The sequence below is a fragment of the Nonomuraea sp. NPDC052634 genome (genome assembly GCF_040678535.1).
GTDB lineage: Bacteria > Actinomycetota > Actinomycetes > Streptosporangiales > Streptosporangiaceae > Nonomuraea > Nonomuraea fastidiosa.
Genome location: NZ_JBFATY010000015.1, coordinates 42,388 through 60,498, shown reverse-complemented (window position 1 = coordinate 60,498; position 18,111 = coordinate 42,388). Strand labels below are relative to the sequence as shown.

General features: G+C 70.5%; 13 protein-coding genes. 4 read left to right on the top strand and 9 right to left on the bottom strand.

Going from position 1 to position 18,111, the window contains the following annotated elements; all coding sequences use genetic code 11:
• Positions 1–18: 18 nt before the first annotated feature.
• Positions 19–1,497 carry a CYTH and CHAD domain-containing protein gene (locus AB0K67_RS37350; RefSeq protein WP_364069595.1) on the bottom strand — a complete coding sequence of 493 codons (1,479 nt, stop codon included), beginning with the start codon at positions 1,495–1,497 and terminating at the stop codon, positions 19–21.
• A gap of 67 nt (positions 1,498–1,564) precedes the next feature.
• A complete protein-coding gene (locus AB0K67_RS37345; protein WP_364069593.1) occupies positions 1,565–2,335 on the bottom strand; it encodes a trans-aconitate 2-methyltransferase in 771 nt (256 codons plus the stop codon).
• A gap of 57 nt (positions 2,336–2,392) precedes the next feature.
• Here AB0K67_RS37345 and AB0K67_RS37340 point away from each other — a divergent pair, with 57 nt between their 5' ends.
• Positions 2,393–2,899, top strand: a complete 507-nt coding sequence (locus AB0K67_RS37340) for a MarR family transcriptional regulator (RefSeq protein ID WP_364069591.1) — start codon at positions 2,393–2,395, stop codon at positions 2,897–2,899.
• A 341-nt stretch (positions 2,900–3,240) separates the two neighbouring features.
• Here AB0K67_RS37340 and AB0K67_RS37335 read toward each other — a convergent pair whose 3' ends face one another.
• On the bottom strand, positions 3,241–5,067 hold the full coding sequence (locus AB0K67_RS37335; protein WP_364069589.1) for an ABC-F family ATP-binding cassette domain-containing protein: 1,827 nt from the start codon (positions 5,065–5,067) through the stop codon (positions 3,241–3,243).
• A 456-nt stretch (positions 5,068–5,523) separates the two neighbouring features.
• Entirely contained in the window at positions 5,524–6,426 is a 903-nt protein-coding gene (locus AB0K67_RS37330; protein ID WP_364069587.1) for a 4-(cytidine 5'-diphospho)-2-C-methyl-D-erythritol kinase, read from the bottom strand.
• Between the two features lie 279 nt (positions 6,427–6,705).
• Here AB0K67_RS37330 and AB0K67_RS37325 point away from each other — a divergent pair, with 279 nt between their 5' ends.
• Complete coding sequence (locus AB0K67_RS37325; RefSeq protein ID WP_364069585.1) at positions 6,706–7,632, top strand: arginase family protein; 927 nt, start codon at positions 6,706–6,708, stop codon at positions 7,630–7,632.
• A gap of 1,028 nt (positions 7,633–8,660) precedes the next feature.
• Here AB0K67_RS37325 and AB0K67_RS37320 read toward each other — a convergent pair.
• Both AB0K67_RS37320 and rsmA read right to left on the bottom strand, forming a co-directional pair.
• The gene (locus AB0K67_RS37320) at positions 8,661–9,194 is read right to left on the bottom strand and encodes an NlpC/P60 family protein (RefSeq protein ID WP_364069583.1); all 534 of its coding nucleotides are present in this window, start codon (positions 9,192–9,194) and stop codon (positions 8,661–8,663) included.
• An 827-nt stretch (positions 9,195–10,021) separates the two neighbouring features.
• On the bottom strand, positions 10,022–10,882 hold the full coding sequence (rsmA, locus tag AB0K67_RS37315; protein WP_364069581.1) for a 16S rRNA (adenine(1518)-N(6)/adenine(1519)-N(6))-dimethyltransferase RsmA: 861 nt from the start codon (positions 10,880–10,882) through the stop codon (positions 10,022–10,024).
• A gap of 69 nt (positions 10,883–10,951) precedes the next feature.
• On the opposite strand from rsmA, the gene AB0K67_RS37310 reads away from it, so the two are divergent.
• Positions 10,952–13,114 carry a serine/threonine-protein kinase gene (locus AB0K67_RS37310; protein WP_364069579.1) on the top strand — a complete coding sequence of 721 codons (2,163 nt, stop codon included), beginning with the start codon at positions 10,952–10,954 and terminating at the stop codon, positions 13,112–13,114.
• Positions 13,111–14,406: a hypothetical protein gene (locus tag AB0K67_RS37305; RefSeq protein ID WP_364069577.1), complete on the top strand. Its 1,296-nt coding sequence runs from the start codon at positions 13,111–13,113 to the stop codon at positions 14,404–14,406. The genes AB0K67_RS37310 and AB0K67_RS37305 overlap by 4 nt, the downstream gene beginning before the upstream one ends.
• Positions 14,407–14,425: 19 nt before the next feature.
• Here AB0K67_RS37305 and AB0K67_RS37300 read toward each other — a convergent pair whose 3' ends face one another.
• The 3 genes from AB0K67_RS37300 to metG form a co-directional block, all read right to left on the bottom strand.
• The gene (locus AB0K67_RS37300) at positions 14,426–15,340 is read right to left on the bottom strand and encodes a ubiquitin-like domain-containing protein (protein ID WP_364069575.1); all 915 of its coding nucleotides are present in this window, start codon (positions 15,338–15,340) and stop codon (positions 14,426–14,428) included.
• Between the two features lie 82 nt (positions 15,341–15,422).
• Entirely contained in the window at positions 15,423–16,277 is an 855-nt protein-coding gene (locus AB0K67_RS37295; protein WP_364069573.1) for a TatD family hydrolase, read from the bottom strand.
• Positions 16,278–16,311: 34 nt separating this feature from the next.
• The gene (gene metG, locus AB0K67_RS37290) at positions 16,312–18,093 is read right to left on the bottom strand and encodes a methionine--tRNA ligase (RefSeq protein WP_364069571.1); all 1,782 of its coding nucleotides are present in this window, start codon (positions 18,091–18,093) and stop codon (positions 16,312–16,314) included.
• Between the last annotated feature and the right edge of the window lie 18 nt (positions 18,094–18,111).

Sequence of the window (18,111 nt, the reverse complement as noted above, 5' to 3'; positions counted from 1 at the left end):
CGGGCCTCCGGCCCGCCGTTACAGGACGGCCTCGGCCGCCTTGCAGGTCTTCTTCCACACCTTGGGGAAGTCGGCGTGCGCGCGTTCGGCGGTGCCGCGTTCGAGGCCGATGAGCAGGCCGTACGTGAAGGTGTCCTGGCCCGCATCGCGGGCGCTCGCCGCCTCCCTGGCCAGCAGCTCCTGCGCGACCACGCCGTCCTGGTAGGCGCCCAGCACCTCCTGGATGTCCTCCGCCAGCCCGGCCAGCGTGCCCATGTCGTCGCCGAGGATCGGCCGGAGCGCCTCTGCGGTGTAGCGGGCGCGCTTGGCCGCCTTGCGCACGTCGTGCATGGCGATCTCGCGGCGTTCGGGGTCGCCGATGGCCTGCGCGCGCTCGTACGCGGTGGTCACCCGCTCCCAACCGGCCCTGGCGAGGTCGCGCAGCTTCTCCTGGGCGGGCTTGGCCGCCGCCTTGCCCAGCTCCGGGGCGGCGAGCAGGGCGTCCAGGGCGTCGAGGAGGCGGTAGTAGCGCTCGCCGCTGAGCTCCTCCTTGATCCGCTCGTACGCCTGCCGCTCGCGTTCCAGCAGGTCGGCGCCGAGCCGGGTCTCGACGTCGCCGACGATCAGCTCGGGCTCCAGGCCCTTGAGCGCGTTGGTGAACCTGGCCCTGATCACCTCCAGGTCGCGGGCCTCGCCGAGGACGTTGCCCAGCCGGCGCAGCTCCTCCTGCACCCCACGCGTGCCGGTCACGACGGTCTTGAACGCCTTGAGCGCGCTGCGCAGCCTGCGGGCGGCCACCCGCATCTGGTGCACGGCGTCCTCCTCGGCGCGGCGCACCCTCGGATCCTGCGCCAGCAGGGCCTGCACCTGCTCGGCCAGGTAGGCCATCACCACCTCGCCCGCGCTGCCCGGCTTCGTGGCGGCGATGGCCGGCGGCGCGGGCTCAAGCAGTTTGGCCAGCTTGTTGCCTGCCTGCGACGGTACGGCTCCGGCCGCGCGCAGCCGCTTGCCGACCTTCTTCAGCAGCTTCTGGGTGCCGCCTTCGAGCAGCTCGGCCTCCACCTCGCGCCAGCGCACCACCCTCGGCTCATCGCCGAACACGGTGCCCTTGACCCGGTCGTCGGCGATCTCCACCAGATCGGTGCCGTCCTCGCGCAGCACGGTGACGCTCCTGCGGGTCTCCAGCTCGGCCACGGCCACCAGCTCGGCGCCGCGGGTGTAGGCGCGGACGAGCTCGGCCAGCTCGGCGGGGACGATCTTGGTGCTGCGGGTGAGCGGGTGGGTGATCTCCTGGCGTACTCCCTTGGCCTTGGGCAGCTTGAGGTGCCAGCCGGCGTCGTCACCGCCGCGCCGCCTTCTGAGCGTCACGCCGCGCGCGGCCAGGCGCAGATCGGGGGTGTCGTAGTACAGGGCCACGAGCCGGAAACTCCTCGGCCCGGTCACCTCGGCCAGGCTGCTGAGGTCCGGGAGCTCATAGTCCGCCGGGACGTCGAACTTGTCCTCGATCTCGATGCCCACTGCACCTCGCAAGAGTCCTGATTCGGACCATGATGCCACCCGAAGCGGCACCTCAGAAGATGGGCTGCTACTTCTGGACCACGACGAAAATGCGCCGGAACGGGAAGGGCGTCCCGTAGCTCCTCGCCGGGTACGCCTCGGCGAGCAGCTTGCCCAGGTCGTTCTTGAACCGCCGCTGGTCGTCCTGGTCGAGCCGGTCGAAGATCGGGCGCAGCGCCGTGCCGGAGACCCACTCGAGCACCGGGTTCTCTCCTTGGAGGATGTGCACGTACGTGGTCTCCCAGGCGTCAACCTGCGAGCCGCCCTGGTTGAGCAGGTCGACGTACTCCAGGGGCTCGCTCACCGGCGTGCCCCGTGTGTAGCCGCCGAGCTTGTCGGACCAGGCGCGGGAGTTGCACAGCTCGCGGATGGCCACGTGGCTGGGCGCGTCGAAGTTGCCCGGCACCTGGAAGGCCAGCCAGCCGCCCGGGGCCAGCTCCTCCATCCAGTGCTCCAGCACGGAGTGGTGGTCGGGCACCCACTGCAGCAGCGCGTTCGAAATGATCACGTCGACGGGCCTGTCAGGGCGCCAGGTGGCGGCGTCGGCGACCTGGAACCTGACCTTCGACTCCAGCTTCCTGGCCTTGCCGATCATGGCCGGGGAGGAGTCGAAGCCCTCGATCGTCGCATTGGGCCAGCGATTGGCCAGCTCGACGGTGAGTTCACCGCTGCCGCAGCCCATGTCCACGACATAATCGGGCTCTACCGCCCCCACCCTTGAGATGAGCTCGATGAACGGCCGCGACCGCTCGTCCGCGTAGACGGCGTACGTCACAGGGTCCCAGATATCTCTCGACATGAAGATAATTGATATCGAGAGGGATATCTCGATGTCAAGACAGTACACTTGTGTGTCATGACGGAAGATGCTAGGGACGAGGTCGATCGCCTCGTCGCGGCTTGGCGGACGGAGCGCCCCGATCTCGACGTTGAGCCGCTCCAGGTGCTCTCTAGGGTGTCACGACTGGCCAAGCATCTCGACCGTGCGCGGCGCGCGGCGTTCGCCGAGCACGATCTGGAGCCGTGGGAGTTCGACGTGCTGACGGCGCTGCGCCGGGCCGGAAAGCCCTACGAGCTCAGTCCCGGTGCCCTGCTCAGAGCCACGCTCGTGACCTCGGGCACCATGACCAACCGCATCGACCGCCTCGCCCAGGCCGGGCTCGTCCGCCGGCGGCCCGACCCCGAAGACCGGCGTGGCGTGCTCGTCTCCCTCACCGAGACGGGGCTGGCGCGGGTGGACGCCGCATTCGCCGACCTTTTGCGGAGGGAGCGGGAGCTGCTGTCCAGCCTCGGCCCCGCCGATCAGCGCACCCTCGCCGACCTCCTCCGCACCCTCCTCACCCCCTTCGACTCCCCTCTCTGACCCACCACGCACGCCTTCGATCCACTCCCGGCCTTCGCGGGTACGGCCGACAAGCCCCGCAGGCGATCCCCCATGCCTTTCGTGAGGGCGCCCGACGAGCCCCGAACGACCCCCCTACGCCCTTCGCGGGGACGACCGCCCAGTTCCCGACCGACGATCCCCACACCACACGCGAAGGCGACCGACGAACACCACCGCGATCCCTTTCGCCCTTCGCAGGGCGACCGACGAGCCCCGCCGGCCCACACCTCCCGCGGAAACGAGAACGGCCCCGATCCGATGCGGGATCGGGGCCGTTCGCAGCCTCCAGGCGGTCCCAGCGGGCCCACCTGGCGAGCCGGTCACTCGCCCAGGCGGTCGGCGACTTCGAGCCACTCGGCCTCGATCGCGTCCTTCTGGGCCGTGATCTCGCGGAGCTGAGCGTCGAGTTCGCCCAGCTTGGCGTAGTCGCTGGCCGCCTCCGCCATGGCCGCGTGCAGCCTGGCCTCCTGGTCGCTCAGCTTGTCGAGCTGACGTTCCAGGCGGTTGAGCTCCTTGCGAAGCTCGCGCTCCTCCTTGGCCGACAACCCGCTGGGCGTGCTCGGCGCGCTGGACGCGCTCGGCTGCGCGGCGGCGGCAGGCTCGGACGCGGCAGGCGCGGCGCCCACGCCGAGGCGGGCGGTCACGGCCGTGCCGGCGGCGCGGCGTTCGAGATATTCGTCCACCCCGCCGGGCAGCAGCGACAGCTTGCCGTCGCCCAGCAGCGCCACGCACTTGTCGGTGACCCGCTCGAGGAAGTAGCGGTCGTGGCTCACCAGGATCAGCGTGCCCGGCCAGCCGTCCAGCAGGTCTTCGAGCTCGTTGAGCGTCTCGATGTCGAGGTCGTTGGTGGGCTCGTCGAGCAGCAGCACGTTGGGGTCGTCCATGAGCAGCCGCAGCAACTGCAGCCGCCGCCGCTCGCCACCGGACAGGTCGCCGACCACCTTCCACTGCGCCTCGCCGCGGAAGCCGAGGCGTTCGAGCAGCTGGGAGGCGGTCCACTCGCGCTTGCCGACCTTGAGGTACTTGCGGATCTCCTCCACCGACTCCAGCACCCGCCGCGTGGGGTCGAGCTCGCCCAGCTCCTGCGACAGATGCGCGAGGCGTACGGTCTTGCCCCTGATCACCCGGCCGGAGTCGGGCTTGATCGTGTCGGCGAGCAGGCGCAGCACCGACGACTTGCCCGACCCGTTCACCCCGATCAGCCCGATGCGGTCGCCGGGGCCGAACTGCCAGGTGAGGCGGTCGAGCACCAGCGGACCCGTGCCGGGGCCGCCGGCGTGGAGGGTGACGTCTTCGAGGTCGTACACCGTCTTGCCGAGCCTGGCCGCGGCGAAGCGCATCAGCTCGACGGTCTCGCGGGGCGGCGGCTCGTTCGCGATCAGCGCCTGGGCGGCCTCGACGCGGAACTTCGGCTTGGACGTACGGGCGGGCGGGCCGCGCCGCAGCCAGGCGATCTCCTTGCGCATGAGGTTCTGACGGCGCTCCTCGGCGGCCTGGGCGATGCGGGCCCGCTCGGCCTTCGCCAGGACGTACGCCGCGTAGCCGCCCTCGTAGCGCTCCACCCGGCCGTCCACGACCTCCCACGTACGGGTCGAGACCGCGTCGAGGAACCACCGGTCGTGCGTGACGACCACCAGCGCGCTCTTGCGGCCGGCCAGGTGCCCGGCCAGCCACGCGATGGCCTCGATGTCGAGGTGGTTGGTGGGCTCGTCGAGCATGATCAGGTCGTGGTCGTCGATGAGCAGCTTGGCCAGCGCCGTACGCCTGCGCTCACCGCCCGACAGGTCGCCCGCCTTGGCGTCGAGGTCGAGGTCGCCGATCAGGTTGGCGAGGATCTCACGTACGCGCTGGTCGCCCGCCCACTCGTGCTCCGCCAGCCCGCCGAGCACCGTCTCGCGCACGGTGAGCGTGGGATCGAGGGCGTCCTGCTGCGTCAGGAACCCCACTCGCAGGCCGCGGCTGTGGGTGACGCGGCCGCTGTCGGGGCGTAGCGTGCCCGATAGCACGGACAGCAGCGTCGTCTTGCCGCCTCCGTTACGCCCGACGACACCGATGCGGTCGCCTTCCTCGACACCGAGGGAGACGTCGGTGAGGAGCGGCTTGGGGCCGTAGGCGTGGGAGACCGACTCGAGATTGACCAGATTCATGGCCTTCCCAGGGTATCGGCTCCCCACGTCCCGCCCGCCCGCGCTGCCACCGCCGATAAGGCGCTCGAGAGCCGCCGAGAACCCTGCTTGGAGAACCCGCCCAGAGACCCGCGCAGGCCGCGCATGGACGTGCGACCAAGCCCGCCTCACCAGCCGATCAAGATCGCCCCACGAGAGCTCATCGGAGTTCCCGGCTCCGGGGCGATCGCGCGAGGAGCGCGCCCCGGGCGGCTGCACCAAGATCGCTCCCGGATGCCCCTTCGACCACGCTGAACGCCCGAAGACCGAGAGCACGCGGCCCTTGGAACCGAACCTCAGCACACCCGAAGATCGACGCTAGCCCCTGAGACCAGCCCCCGGAACGAACCCCAAGCGCCCGCGACCGGGTTCAAGACCGGCCCCCCTTGAAACCGACCTTCGCCTCCGAGCACGCCCGGCTTCCCGGAAGCCGCAGACTCAGATCACGGTGGCGCCCTGGACCGGGCCGTGGGCGGCGACGGCCGTGTGGGCGGCGCCCGTGGCGGTGAGGCTCTCGGCCAGGTCGCGGGCGTGGGTGGCGTCGATGGCGAGGAACGCGCAGGTCGGCCCCGACCCGGAGACGATCGCCCCGAGTGCGCCGTGCTGGCGGCCGGAGTCGAGGGTCGGGCCGAGCTCGGGGCGGAGGTTGAGTGCGGCGGGCTGGAGGTCGTTGCTGAGGTGGGCGCCGAGTGCGTACGCGTCGCCGGTGCCGAGCGCCTCCATCAGGGAGTCGTTGAGCGTCGGCCACGGCACCTCGGCGTTGGACTCCGCTCGGAGGCGGTCGCACTCGGCGTACACCTTGGCCGTCGACAGACCGCCGTTGGCCAGGGCGAACACCCAGTGGAAGGTGCCCCCGGTGGGCAGCTCGCTCAGCTGCTCGCCGCGCCCGGTGCCGACCGCCGTACCGCCGATGAGCGAGAACGGAACGTCGCTGCCCAGGTCGCCGGCGATCTCCATGAGGTCGTCCATGGGCAGCCCCAGACCCCACAGCTCGTTGCAGGCCACGAGCGCGCCGGCCGCGTCGGCGCTGCCGCCCGCCATGCCGCCCGCGACCGGGATGTTCTTGTGGATGATCAGCTCGGCGCCGTAGCTCCGTCCGGCGTGCTTGGCGAGAGCGCGAGCGGCCCGGATGGCGAGGTTGCTGTCGTCGATCGGCACCTGGTCGGACCACTTCCCGTTCACCTGAACGGTGATCCCCTCGGCCTCCTTCGCCACCACCTCATCGAAGATCGACACGGCGTGGAAGACGTTGACCAGGTCGTGGTAGCCATCTTCCCTGAGCGGGCCGACAGAAAGCTGCACGTTGACCTTCGCGGGCACACGTACGGTCACCGAACTCATCGATCTTCTGCCACTCTCACTACTTGCCGGGGTCAAGGACACTCGATGTTATCGGGGCGCGGAGCCCTGACATGCGGTTCTCGAAATATGACGCCAAGGTCTGCCGACTCCTCACCACGGAGAGTCAAGTTGGTCACCAAATGCCCCGAACCTCCGTGATGACAATGCGTGAACACATCGGACGACTTTTGCGGAGAAGGCGAGCCCCGAGCGAATTACGCAATGTGGGTCCGCCCCGCCCTCCTTACGGCGTTCTTCCCGATGAAGGTGGTGAACGACATGGTGACAGTGATCGAGGTGCCGCAGTGGCGGGGATCGGGCTCGCGCACCGCCGAACGCCTGAAGGAAGGGGCGCGGCTGCTCGCCGACATGGTGGGCGCCGAGCGTCGGGTACGGGTCGCGGTCGAGGACGACCTCGTCATCACAGCGTCACGGGTGCGCACCGCCCTTGAGCAAACGTCCGACGGCTTCGTGGTCACCACGGGCGGGGACTGCGGTGTCGAGCTGCAGCCGATCGCGGCGGCGCGGAGACGGTACGGGGACCGGCTGGTCGTGCTCTGGTTCGACGCCCACGGCGACCTGAACACACCCGCCACCTCGCCCTCCGGCGCCTACCACGGCATGGTCCTGCGTGCCCTCACCGGTGACGGCCCCACCGGCCTGGTGGCCGGCGAGCCGCTGACGTCGCGGCAGATCGTCCTGGCCGGAGTACGCGATCTGGACGCCGGGGAGAAGGAGTTCATCGAGGGCGCGGGCGTGCCGCTCCTGCCGCCAGGCGCGGACGCGGAGGCCCTGATCGAAGCGATCGAATCCCGCCGTAAGGAACGCGCGTCGACCTCGCGCACGGACGCGAGCATCGCAACCTCGGGCACGGACGCGAGCATCGCAACCTCGGGCACGGACGCGAGCATCGCAACGAGCGCCTCCCACGCGGCAGCGGCGGCATCGGACGACGACACCGTCGTGTACGTACACATCGACTTCGACGTGCTGGACCCGGAGATTTTCGCCAGCGTGGGATCGCCCGCGCCCGACGGACTGCGACCCGAAGAGCTACTGTCACTGGTGCGCGCCGTGGGCGAGCGGTTCAAGGTGGTCGGGCTGGGACTGATGGAGTACGAGCCGTCCCGCAAGGAAGACCAGGAGCTGCTGTCCTCTCTGGTGAGCGATCTGGTGCAGGCATGCACCCCCAAGCAGGCCGGCTGAAGGCGCGGCTCCGCCAGGAGGCCAGCTGAAGGCGCGACTCTCCCGAGAGGCCCGGCCGCCCACAGACCACCACCTCACAGAGCGATCACACACGCCCGTCCGGCTGAAGGCGCGACGCTTCCGCGAGGCCGGCTGGAGACGCGACTTTCCCGCGAAGCCAGCTGGAGACGCGATTCTCCCGCGAGGCCGGCTGGAGACGCGCACACGGCGCCAGGCAGGCCTACGCTCCCCCGAACCGGGACTTGAATCACGCTCGGTGCGGCATCAGCGTGCACGCAGTCCTGGCCGGGTGAGATGGAACCTGAACGTCGGAGGTCTGCACTCGAACTCGGCGTACTGTGACCACCGGCGCCCGCCCCACATGCCTGGACCTGCAGCAAGGGTGACCGGGCCCCGGAACCTGGCCCACACCCAAGTGCTCGCGAACGTGAAAGCACACGAGGAGCGCGTCAATTCGCGGAGCGGGGGTCCGATGTACGCAGGCGTCAGGCCCGCCGACCGGATTCCGGGGCACGGAAACGTTGGACGCGCCGAGGCAGGGCCGCGATGTACGCGGACATCGCGGCCCACCGACCGGACCCCGGAGCACGCAAACACTGAACACACCGGAACGGGACTGCGGTCCACGCGCACGTCGGGCCTACCGCGAGTCCCGGGGCACGACAACGCTGAACGCACCGAGGCGGGGCTGCGGTCCACGCCGGCATCGGGACGGCCAACCGGATATCGGAGCACGCCAACGCTGAACACACCGGAACTGGACTGCGGTCCACGCCGGCATCGGGACGGCCAACCGGATCTCGGAGCACGCCAACGCTGAGCCCGCAGGGCGGGGGTGCGGTGCGGACGACCGGCGTCCGCGCACGCCACGCCTCGGTTTCGCACGCCCAGCGTCCGCGCACGCCCCACCCGGTTGCACATCGGAGGTCGGACGTCGGAGCTCGGAGCGTGGTACGAGTGCCGGAGGACTGCGGCGCGGACGCTGCGTAGTCGCGACGCTTGCGGGTACGGCCGAGCTGGTTGAGTTCTCAGCCTGGACGGACGGCGCCTCGGAACGAAGATCGGTAGTAGGGAATGTTGAGGAAGCTTGTCTTCCTGACCACGTCGCCGGTCTTGGGGGCGTGGATCATGATGCCGCTGCCTAGGTAGAGAGCGACGTGGGTGGGCGCGCCGGTGCCGCCGCCGAAGAAGAGCAGGTCGCCGGTACGGCGGGCCGAGAGCGGGATGCGGCGGCCTTGGCGGAACTGGGCTCCCGTGTAGTGACTCAGCCGCACGCCGGCTCTGGACCAGGCGTAGAGGGTCAGGCCGCTGCAGTCGAAGCCTCTGGTTCTCGCGCCTCTGCCTATGCCGAACGTGGGGCCTTTGGGCGAGCCGCCGCCCCAGGAGAAGGCGACGCCTAGTTGGGTCAGGGCGGCTGCGGCGGCGATCTGTCCCTTCGTCATGGCCTTCTTCTTGCGAGCGGCTTCGGCGGGGGTGGTCATGGCTGTGAGGAGAGCTGCGACGAACGCGATGAGCAGGGCGGGGCGGAGGGCGAACCAGAGGAAGACGGAGTTCTTGGTCATGGGTGCCTCCCAGGCTGAACGGGGGTGGGAGGCCAGGATCCGGTGCTGGGCGAGGGCGGGATCGTGCCGAGCACGGTTCTGTGGACCCGGGAGGACACGGGGAGGCTGGACCTGTGGAAATCCCCCGGTTATCGCCTGGTCATCGCCCTCCCTGTTCACCGCCGGGTCATCGCCCTGTTCACCGCCTGGTCATCGCCCTCCCTGTTCATCGCCTGGTCATCGCCTGGTTGAAGAGCCACGCTGCTGAGCAGCGCAGGCTTCTCTTCCGCTCAGGACCCTCGCGAGTCCGGGTCCTCGCACGTCCAGGGGTCTCTCCGGTTCAGGGTCCTCGCAGCTCCAGAGGTCTCGCGGGAACAGGGGTCTCGCGGGAACAGGGGTCTCGCGGGTCTAAGGACCTCGCAGCTCCACGGGTCTCACGGTCCAAGGACCTCGCAGCTCCACGGGTCTCGCAGGTTTAAGGACCTCGCAGATCCAGGGTCCGGCCGGTCCGGGGTTGGACCGGGTCTGGCAGGGTCTGGCCGGTCCGGGGTCTGACAAGGATCAGCCCTGGTGGTGAGCAGGTACGGGGCCGGCCGGGTCGAAGGTTCACGACCTGGCGGATCGCGGCAAGCCGCACGAATCACGCGAATGCGGGGTGGGGCCTGCACAAACCACGAATTGCGGAGAGGCAGAGCCCGCACCGAACTACGCGGATCGCGAAGGCGGAGCCCGCACGAACCACACCGATCGCGAAGGCGGAGCCCGCACGAACCACACCGATCGCAAAGAGGCGGAGCCCGCACGAACCACGCGGATCGGGGGTGCAGGCTCCCGGCCGTGCGAACCGGTCAGGGGCGGTGTTCGGCTATGCGGGCGAAGGCCTGGACGTCGAGTTGTTCGCCGCGCGCCGACGGGTCCACGCCGGCCGCCCTCAGCGTACGTTCCGCGTCGGCGGCGCTGCCGGCCCAGGTCGCCAGGGCGGCGCGGAGGGTCTTGCGGCGTTGGGCGAAGGCGGCGTCCACCACCTCGAAGACTTCCTCGCGGGTGGCCGTGGTGGGCGGCGGGTCGCGGCGGACCAGGGAGACCAGGCCGGAGTCGACGTTCGGTACGGGCCAGAAGACGCTGCGGCCGACAGGCCCGGCCCTGCGTACGTCGGCGTACCAGGCGGCCTTGACCGACGGCACGCCGTACACCTTCGAGCCCGGGCCTGCGGCGAGGCGGTCGGCCACCTCCGACTGCACCATGACCAGCCCCTTGCGCAGCGAGGGCAGCACCTCCAGCAGGTGCAGCACCACAGGGACGGCCACGTTGTACGGGAGGTTCGCCACGAGCGCGGTGGGCCGGTGGCCGGACAGGTCGCCGGGCGTGACCTTCATCGCGTCGGCGTTGACGACCGTGAGGTTGCCGGCATCGGCGCGCTCGGCGACCGTGATGGGGAGCTGGGCGGCGAGCACCGGGTCGATCTCGACGGCGACCACGTGGGCGGCCGACGGCAGCAGCGCGAGGGTCAGCGAGCCGAGGCCGGGACCGACCTCTATGACGACGTCGTCGGGTGAGAGGTCGGCGACGCGGACGATGCGCCGGACCGTTCCGGCATCGATCACGAAGTTCTGCCCGAGCTTCTTTGTCGGACGAAGATCTAGCTTGTCCGCCAAAATACGTATTTCTGCAGGGCCCAACAGCCTCATCATCCAACCAGTCTCCCGCATGAAGGACGTGCGATGGCGCGTGGGGAGATCAGAGGAGAGGATGGCGTGGAACAGGAAGGAACGTCCCTGATGGAGCCAACGGGCGCCGCGCCGCTCCGGCCGACCGACTTGCGGGAGATCGGGCCGTACCGGCTGCTGGGCCGCCTCGGCGAGGGCGGCATGGGGACCGTGTTCCTCGCCAAGGCCCCGACCGGGCGTTTCGTCGCGGTCAAGGTGGTGAAGGCGGCGTACGCCAATCAGGAGGGGTTCGCGGCACGCTTCCATGCCGAGGTGGAGAACGCCAGGCGGGTGGCGTCGTTCTGCACCGCCCAGGTGCTCGACAACGGCAACACCGCCGACGGCCGGCCCTACATGGTGACCGAGTACATCGCGGGCACTGCCCTGTCCGCGCAGATCGCGAACCATGGGGCGCTCGACCCCGGGCCGCTGCACGGCGTCGCGCTGGGCGTGGCGGCGGCGCTCGCGGCGATCCACGTGGCCGGGCTCGTGCACAGGGACCTCAAACCGGCGAACGTGATCCTGTCCATCTCCGGGCCGCGCGTGATCGACTTCGGGATCGCGCGGGCGCTCGATCGCGAGACGGGGTTCACGATGTCCGGCGAGCTGCTGGGCAGTCCGGGGTGGTGGGCTCCTGAGCAGGTACGCGGCGAGCCGGTCAGCCCGGCGGCCGACATCTTCGCCTGGGGCTGCCTGGTGGCTTATGCGGGGAACGGGCGGCACCCGTTCGGGCGTGGCGACCCCATCACGCTGGCGCACCGGGTGCTCAACACGCCGCCCGACCTGGGGGCGCTGCCCGCTCCGCTCAACGAACTCGTACGCCGGGCCACCTCCATGGACCCCTCCCTGCGGCCCAGCGCGCAGGACCTGCTGATCGCCTTGGTGGGCGGGAGCGCGCCTACGACTACGGCTGCGGCTCCCGCCGACCCGCCGACGCTGGTGGCCACCGAGATGCTGGGCGAGTGGGAGCCGCCCCAGAACGTCGTCGATGAGCCGGACATCACGGCCACTTTCACCACCCCGCCCCCGAGTGATGCGACGCGAGAGGATCCGGATGTCGCTCCAGGTGGCGGCTCGCGGCCGACCGTGCCGCCTGCGTCGTTCGGTGCCGCCGCTTCGGATCCCGTCCCGAAGGACGTGGCCGAGCAGGCGTCTATCGAGGAGCGGGCCCGTCAGGAGGAAGAGGCGGCCAGGCAGGAGCTCGCTCGCTGGAAGGTGCCCGGCCAGACCGGCTCTCCGCAGGAGGCGGGCCGGGTGCGGGGGCTGTTCCCGTTCGGGAAGCGGTCGCTGAAGGACGACGACTCGCCGGTACGGGACGATGCCGCGCCGTCTCAGCAGGGTGCCGGACAGGACGGCGGGCCGGCCCCACGTGGCGAGGGCGCGCCGGGTGGTGGGGCGCGCGGTGGCGGAGCCTTGCCGAGTGCCGGCTCCCTGCCGGGTGGGGGGACGGTGCCGGGTGCCAGGTCTCTGCCGGGTAGCGGGTCCGTCCCAGGCGGCGGGTCCGTCCCAGGCGGCTCCGTCTCAGGCGGCGGGTCCGTCCCAGGCGGCTCCGTCTCAGGCGGCGGGTCCGTCCCAGGTGGCGGGTCCGTGCTGGCCGGCGGGTCTGTGCCGGGTGCCGCGGGCGGGGGGCAGGAATTAGGTACGGATACGCAGCCGGGGACGCGGCCTCCGCTCACCCCCGTCGACGAGCCCGACACCCTCGGCGGCCCCCGTACACCGGGCACGCGCTGGCTCATCGCCGCTGCGGCGGCCGTGGCGGCGATCGTCGTGACGGTGGCGGTGCTGATCGCGACGTCCGGGCGCAACACCGCCATCACCGCGAACCCCGGCGCCCCCTCCCAGGCGGCGGGCAGCGAGCAGCCCAATGACGTGGGACGCAGGTTCGCCCTGGGCCCCGGCTTCGACGATCCGGTGGCGATCGTCCCGGAGGCGCCGCAGTGCGGGCTGCGGACGTACCAGGACATGACGGCGAGCAAGGGGCAGCTCTGCGTGATCCGCTGGACGGTGATCAACCCGAGCGGGACGCGGCGGGATCTGATCCAGCCCGTGGTGACGCTGGTGGACGATCGGGGCGCCGAGCACGACGCGGCGGCTCTCACGCTGCCCCCGGCCATCCCGCCGGGCGGACGGCTGGACAGCGCGTTCGTGTTCGACCTGGCCCCGTACCGCAAGCCGGTGAAGATGACGGCGACCATGCTCGAGAACGGGCGGCAGATCGAGGTGGCGCTGGGGTGATCAGGAAGGCTGTGCTGCTGCTGGTCATGCTGGTCGTGGCGGGTGTCCCTCTCGCCGGCTCGACGGCCGGCGCCCAGGCGACCGCCGTCAGTGAAGCCACCGTCCACACGACCGCCGTCCACACGACCGCCGTCCATGAAACAACCGTCCGCACGACCGGCGGTGAACCCCCTGCCTGCGCCGGTGATGCCGACTTCGACGGTGACGGGGCGGGTGATGTGGTGGCCGGTGACCCGTTCGGGGACGGGCAGAAAGGGGCCGTGCACGTCCTGTCAGCGGGCAAGGTCGTGCCGGTCTCGGTGCCGGGCGTGGCGAGGGGTGACGGGCTCGGCTGGTCGGTACGGCTGGCGCAGCTCAATGGTGACTCCTGCGCCGACCTGGTGATCGGCGCCCCGTACGCGGATGTGGACGGCGTGGAGGACGCCGGCGCGGTGTTCGTGGTCTACGGCGGCCGGGTCGCGTCCCCGCAGCGGCTGACCGCGACGCGCCCGCAGCGGTTCGCCCACTTCGGCTGGTCGCTGGCCGCCAAGGGCGACCTGGTGGCGATCGGCGCGCCGTACGAGGACGAAGGGGACCTCCAGGACACAGGCGCCGTGTACGTCCGCAAGGGCGCGGGCGAGCTACGCCGCATCAGCCAGGAGAGCGTGGACGTGCGGGGCAACAGCGAGGTGGGCGACCAGTTCGGCTGGTCGCTGGCGTTCGGCCCGAAGAACGCGCTGGTCGTCGGTGTCCCGTACGAGAACGACGACGGCCTGGGCCGCCAGGTCGAGGACGGGAAGATCGACTCGGGCTCGGTGGTGTTCATCGACGACGTGCTGGCGGCGAAACTCACCTCGGAGAAGCTGGACTCCCCGACCGGCACCTCCGGCGACCGGTACGGCTACGCGGTCGCCTACTCCGAGGGCTCCGGGTACGCGATCGGCTCACCCGGCCCCGGCTACGTCGATCTGCTCGGCACGGACAGAAAGCCCCTGCGGCGGGTGACGCAGGAGGGCGAGCAGGCGTTCGGCTTCTCGCTGGCGGCCTCGACGGACGGGCGGCTGGCGATCGGCGCTCCTTACGGGGGCGGCGTTCGGGTGATCTCGTGGAAGAACGCGGCCGAGGATCGGCGGCTTGAGGACACGGAGGGGCTGTTCGGCTGGTCGGTGGCGTTCAGCGGCAACAGGCTGTACGTGGGTCAGCCGGACGCGCGGCCGTACGGGCGGGTCGCGGTGGCGGGCAGGAACGCCGAGACGTTCAAGCCGTTGCAACCGCCGAAAGGCGCCGACTTCGGCGTCAGCCTCGCCGGCTGAACCAGGTGCGCCGCAGCGGTCAGGTGCTGGGAAACAGGCGGTCGCCGCACGCCGGCCACACCCCCTGCCACCTCCCACCCACCTGCCGGTACAGCACCTGCGCCCGATAGGTCTGCTCCTCCTCCGGCCACTCCGACGGCAGCCCCATCCCGCCCACCGATTCCCAGACGGGCAGGCTGAACTGGTACATCCCGTAGTACGGCCCGTCCGGGTTGTACGCCTGCGGGTCGCCGCCGGACTCGCAGTCGGCCAGCGCCTCCCAGTCGAGCCGGGCCACGTCGCGCGGAATGGTCACGGTACGCGGCGGCGCGACCCTGATCACGGTCCCTTCCTTGGGAAAGCTGTCGAGCGGCGGATCGACCAGGTAGCCGCGCCGCACCCGGATGCCCTGCTGGCGGAGCACGCCGCGCACGGTCTTGGCGGTGGTCCGTGAGGTGCGCCGGGTGTTGCCGGTCATGACGTGCACTTTGCGCAGGGTGTAGAAGGTCAGCGCCATGCCTTCGAGCGGCACCTCGTACGCGGGCGGTGCGGACAGCCGCCCGGCGGCGGGGGTGAGGTCGAGCTCGGCGAGCGCGTCGCCGACGTTGGTGGCGGTGACGAGGTGCGTGCTGGTCCGGCCGTCGAGGGTCAGGGTGATGGGGCGGGCGCGGCGCACCTCGATGGTGGTTCCGTCGGAGACCTCTTGGTGCGCGGCGGGGCGTACGACGTCGCCGGAGCCGAGCCGTATGCCGGTGTCGTCGAGCACCTCGCCGACGGTGGCGGCCATGGCGTGCACGGGCCTGCGCTCGCCGTCCACGACCACCGTGACCTCTTTGACGAGGAGCGAGACGGTCACGAGCGTGCCGACGGCCAGCGCGCCGGCCGCGCAGACGACGGGCGTCCATGGGGAACGCCACGGGATGGGCGGACGGGGCGCACGCCTCTTTCCTCGCAACGGGCCACCTCCGATAACCGGAAACGGCCCGAACGCTAGCGAGAAATCGACGTCCGCCCGTGATGCCTTGCCCGAATCATGGTCACCACTCGCCGAAGACCGTGACTCCGTTGGCGCTGATCGCCTCGCACAACCGGTCGGGATGGACGTTCTTGACCTCGGCGAGGCAGCGCAGGGTGAGCGGGATGAGGTAGGGGGCGTTGGGCTTGCCGCGGTGCGGGACCGGCGGCAGGTAGGGGGCGTCGGTCTCGACCAGCATCAGCTCGGGCGGCGCGACCGCGGCGGCCTCGCGCAGGTAGTGGGCGTTCTTGTACGTCACAGGCCCGGAGAAGGACATGAAATATCCGGCCTCGGCGCACTTCTTGGCCATCTCGGCGTCCCCGGAGAAGCTGTGGAACACCACCACGTCCGGCGCGCCCTCGTCGGCCAGCACCTTCAGCACGTCGTCGTGCGCCTCGCGGTCGTGGATGACCAGCGCCTTGCCGGTGCGCTTGGCGATCTCGATGTGCGCGCGGAAGCTGGCGTGCTGGTCGTCCTTGCTCGCCCAGTCGCGGTAGTAGTCGAGGCCGGTCTCGCCGACCGCCCGCACCTCGGGCCGCCGGGCCAGCTCCTCGATCTCGGCGAGCGCCTCGGGGGTGGCGGCGTGGGCCTCGTTGGGGTGGATGGCCACCCCGGCGTACACGCCCTCCTGACCGGCCGCCGCGTCGGCGTTCCAGCGCGAGGAGGTCAGGTCGTAGCCGATGGCGACGAGCCGCGTCACGCCGACCGCGCGGGCGTCGGCGAGGATGCTGTGCACGCTGGCCTCGGCCGCCTGGGCGGCCTGCGCCACCGGGTCGCCCGATGACGCCTGCCGGTTGCCCACCATGATGTCGAGGTGGCAGTGGCTGTCGAACACGGGCGAGGAAAGCGGCTCTGGCGCGGCGGGAAGCTTGCTCACGGGATCTACGGTAGCCCCCGCCGCGCCGTGCGGCTCACTCGGCCAGCCTGGCCAGCTCCTCGTCGACGACCTTCGGGTCGAGCTTCTTGAACAGCGGCGACGGCGGCGCGAGCGGAGTGCCGGGCTTGATCGGCCGGTGCTCCCAGCGCGCCTCGCCGTCGTAGTCGCCGGTGATGACGGGGTACGGCGTGCCGCCGTCCTCGTCGACCTCGCGGATCTCCGGCATGCCGGACCAGACGCCCTGGCCGCCCAGCATGGCGTAGACCTTGTTGGACGAGCTGGGCAGGAACGGCGTCAGCAGCGTCTTGGCGTCGTCGACCACCTGCAGCGCGACGTGCAGGATCGACTTCTGCCGCTCGGGGTCGTCCTTGAGCTTCCACGGCTCCTGCTCGGCCAGGTATTTGTTGGCCTCGCGGACGACGTCGAACGCCTCGGTGATGGCGTTCTTGAAGCGCGAGCGGCTGAGCTCGGCGCCCACGGGCCCGAACGCGTTGCGCGAGCGCTCCAGCAGGGCGCGGTCGGCGTCGGTGAGCTGCCCGGCCTCGGGCACCGCGCCGAAGTTCTTCGCCGCCATGGAGATCGAGCGGTTGACGAGGTTGCCCCAGGCCGCGACCAGCTCGCCGTTGTTGCGGTTGACGAACTCCTGCCAGGTGAAGTCGGTGTCCTGGTTTTCCGGCCCGGCGACCGCGATGTAGTAGCGCAGGGCGTCGGCGTCGTAGCGCTCGAGGAAGTCACGGACGTAGATGACGACCTGGCGCGAGGAGGAGAACTTGCGGCCCTCCATGGTCAGGAACTCGCTGGAGACCACCTCGGACGGCACGTTGAGCGCGCCGAGCGAGCCGGGCGTGCCGTTGTGGTCGCCCTGGCCGTTGTAGCCGAACAGCATCGCCGGCCAGATCTCGGCGTGGAAGACGATGTTGTCCTTGCCCATGAAGTAGTAGCCGCGGGCGTCGGGATTCTGCCACCACTGACGCCAGGCGTCGGGGTCGCCGGAGCGCTTGGCCCACTCGATGGAGGCCGACAGGTAGCCGATGACCGCGTCGAACCACACGTACAGGCGCTTGTTGGGCTGGTCGCGCCAGCCGTCGAGCGGGATCGGCACGCCCCAGTCGAGGTCGCGGCTGATGGCCCGCGGCTGGAGGTCGCCGAGCAGGTTGAGCGCGAACTTCAGCACGTTGGGCCGCCACTCGCCCTGCTTGGACTGCAGGTAGGAGCCCAGCACCTCGGAGAAGGCCGGCAGGTCGAGCATGAAGTGCTCGGTCTCGACGAACGTCGGCGTCTCGCCGTTGATGCGGCTCTTGGGGTTGATGAGCTGGATCGGGTCGAGCTGGTTGCCGCAGTTGTCGCACTGGTCGCCGCGCGCGCCGTCGTAGCCGCAGATGGGGCAGGTGCCCTCGATGTAGCGGTCGGGCAGTGTGCGGCCGGTGGACGGCGAGATGGCCCCCATCGTGGTCTTGGGGACGATGTAGCCGTTGTCGTAGAGACCCTTGAAGATCTCCTGCGTGACGGCGTAGTGGTTCTTCGTCGTCGTCCTGGTGAACAGGTCGTAGGACAGCCCGAGCCCGGTCAGGTCTTCGGCGATGACGCGGTTGTAGCGGTCGGCGAGCTCCTTCGCCGTCACGCCTTCCTTGTCGGCCTGCACCTGGATCGGGGTGCCGTGCTCGTCGGTGCCGGACACCATCAGCACCTTGTTGCCCGCCATCCGCTGGTAACGGCTGAAGACGTCGGACGGCACGCCGAACCCGGACACGTGCCCGATGTGACGGGGGCCGTTGGCATAGGGCCAAGCAACGGCGGTCAAGATGTGCTGGGACATGGTTCCAAGCCTACGGGG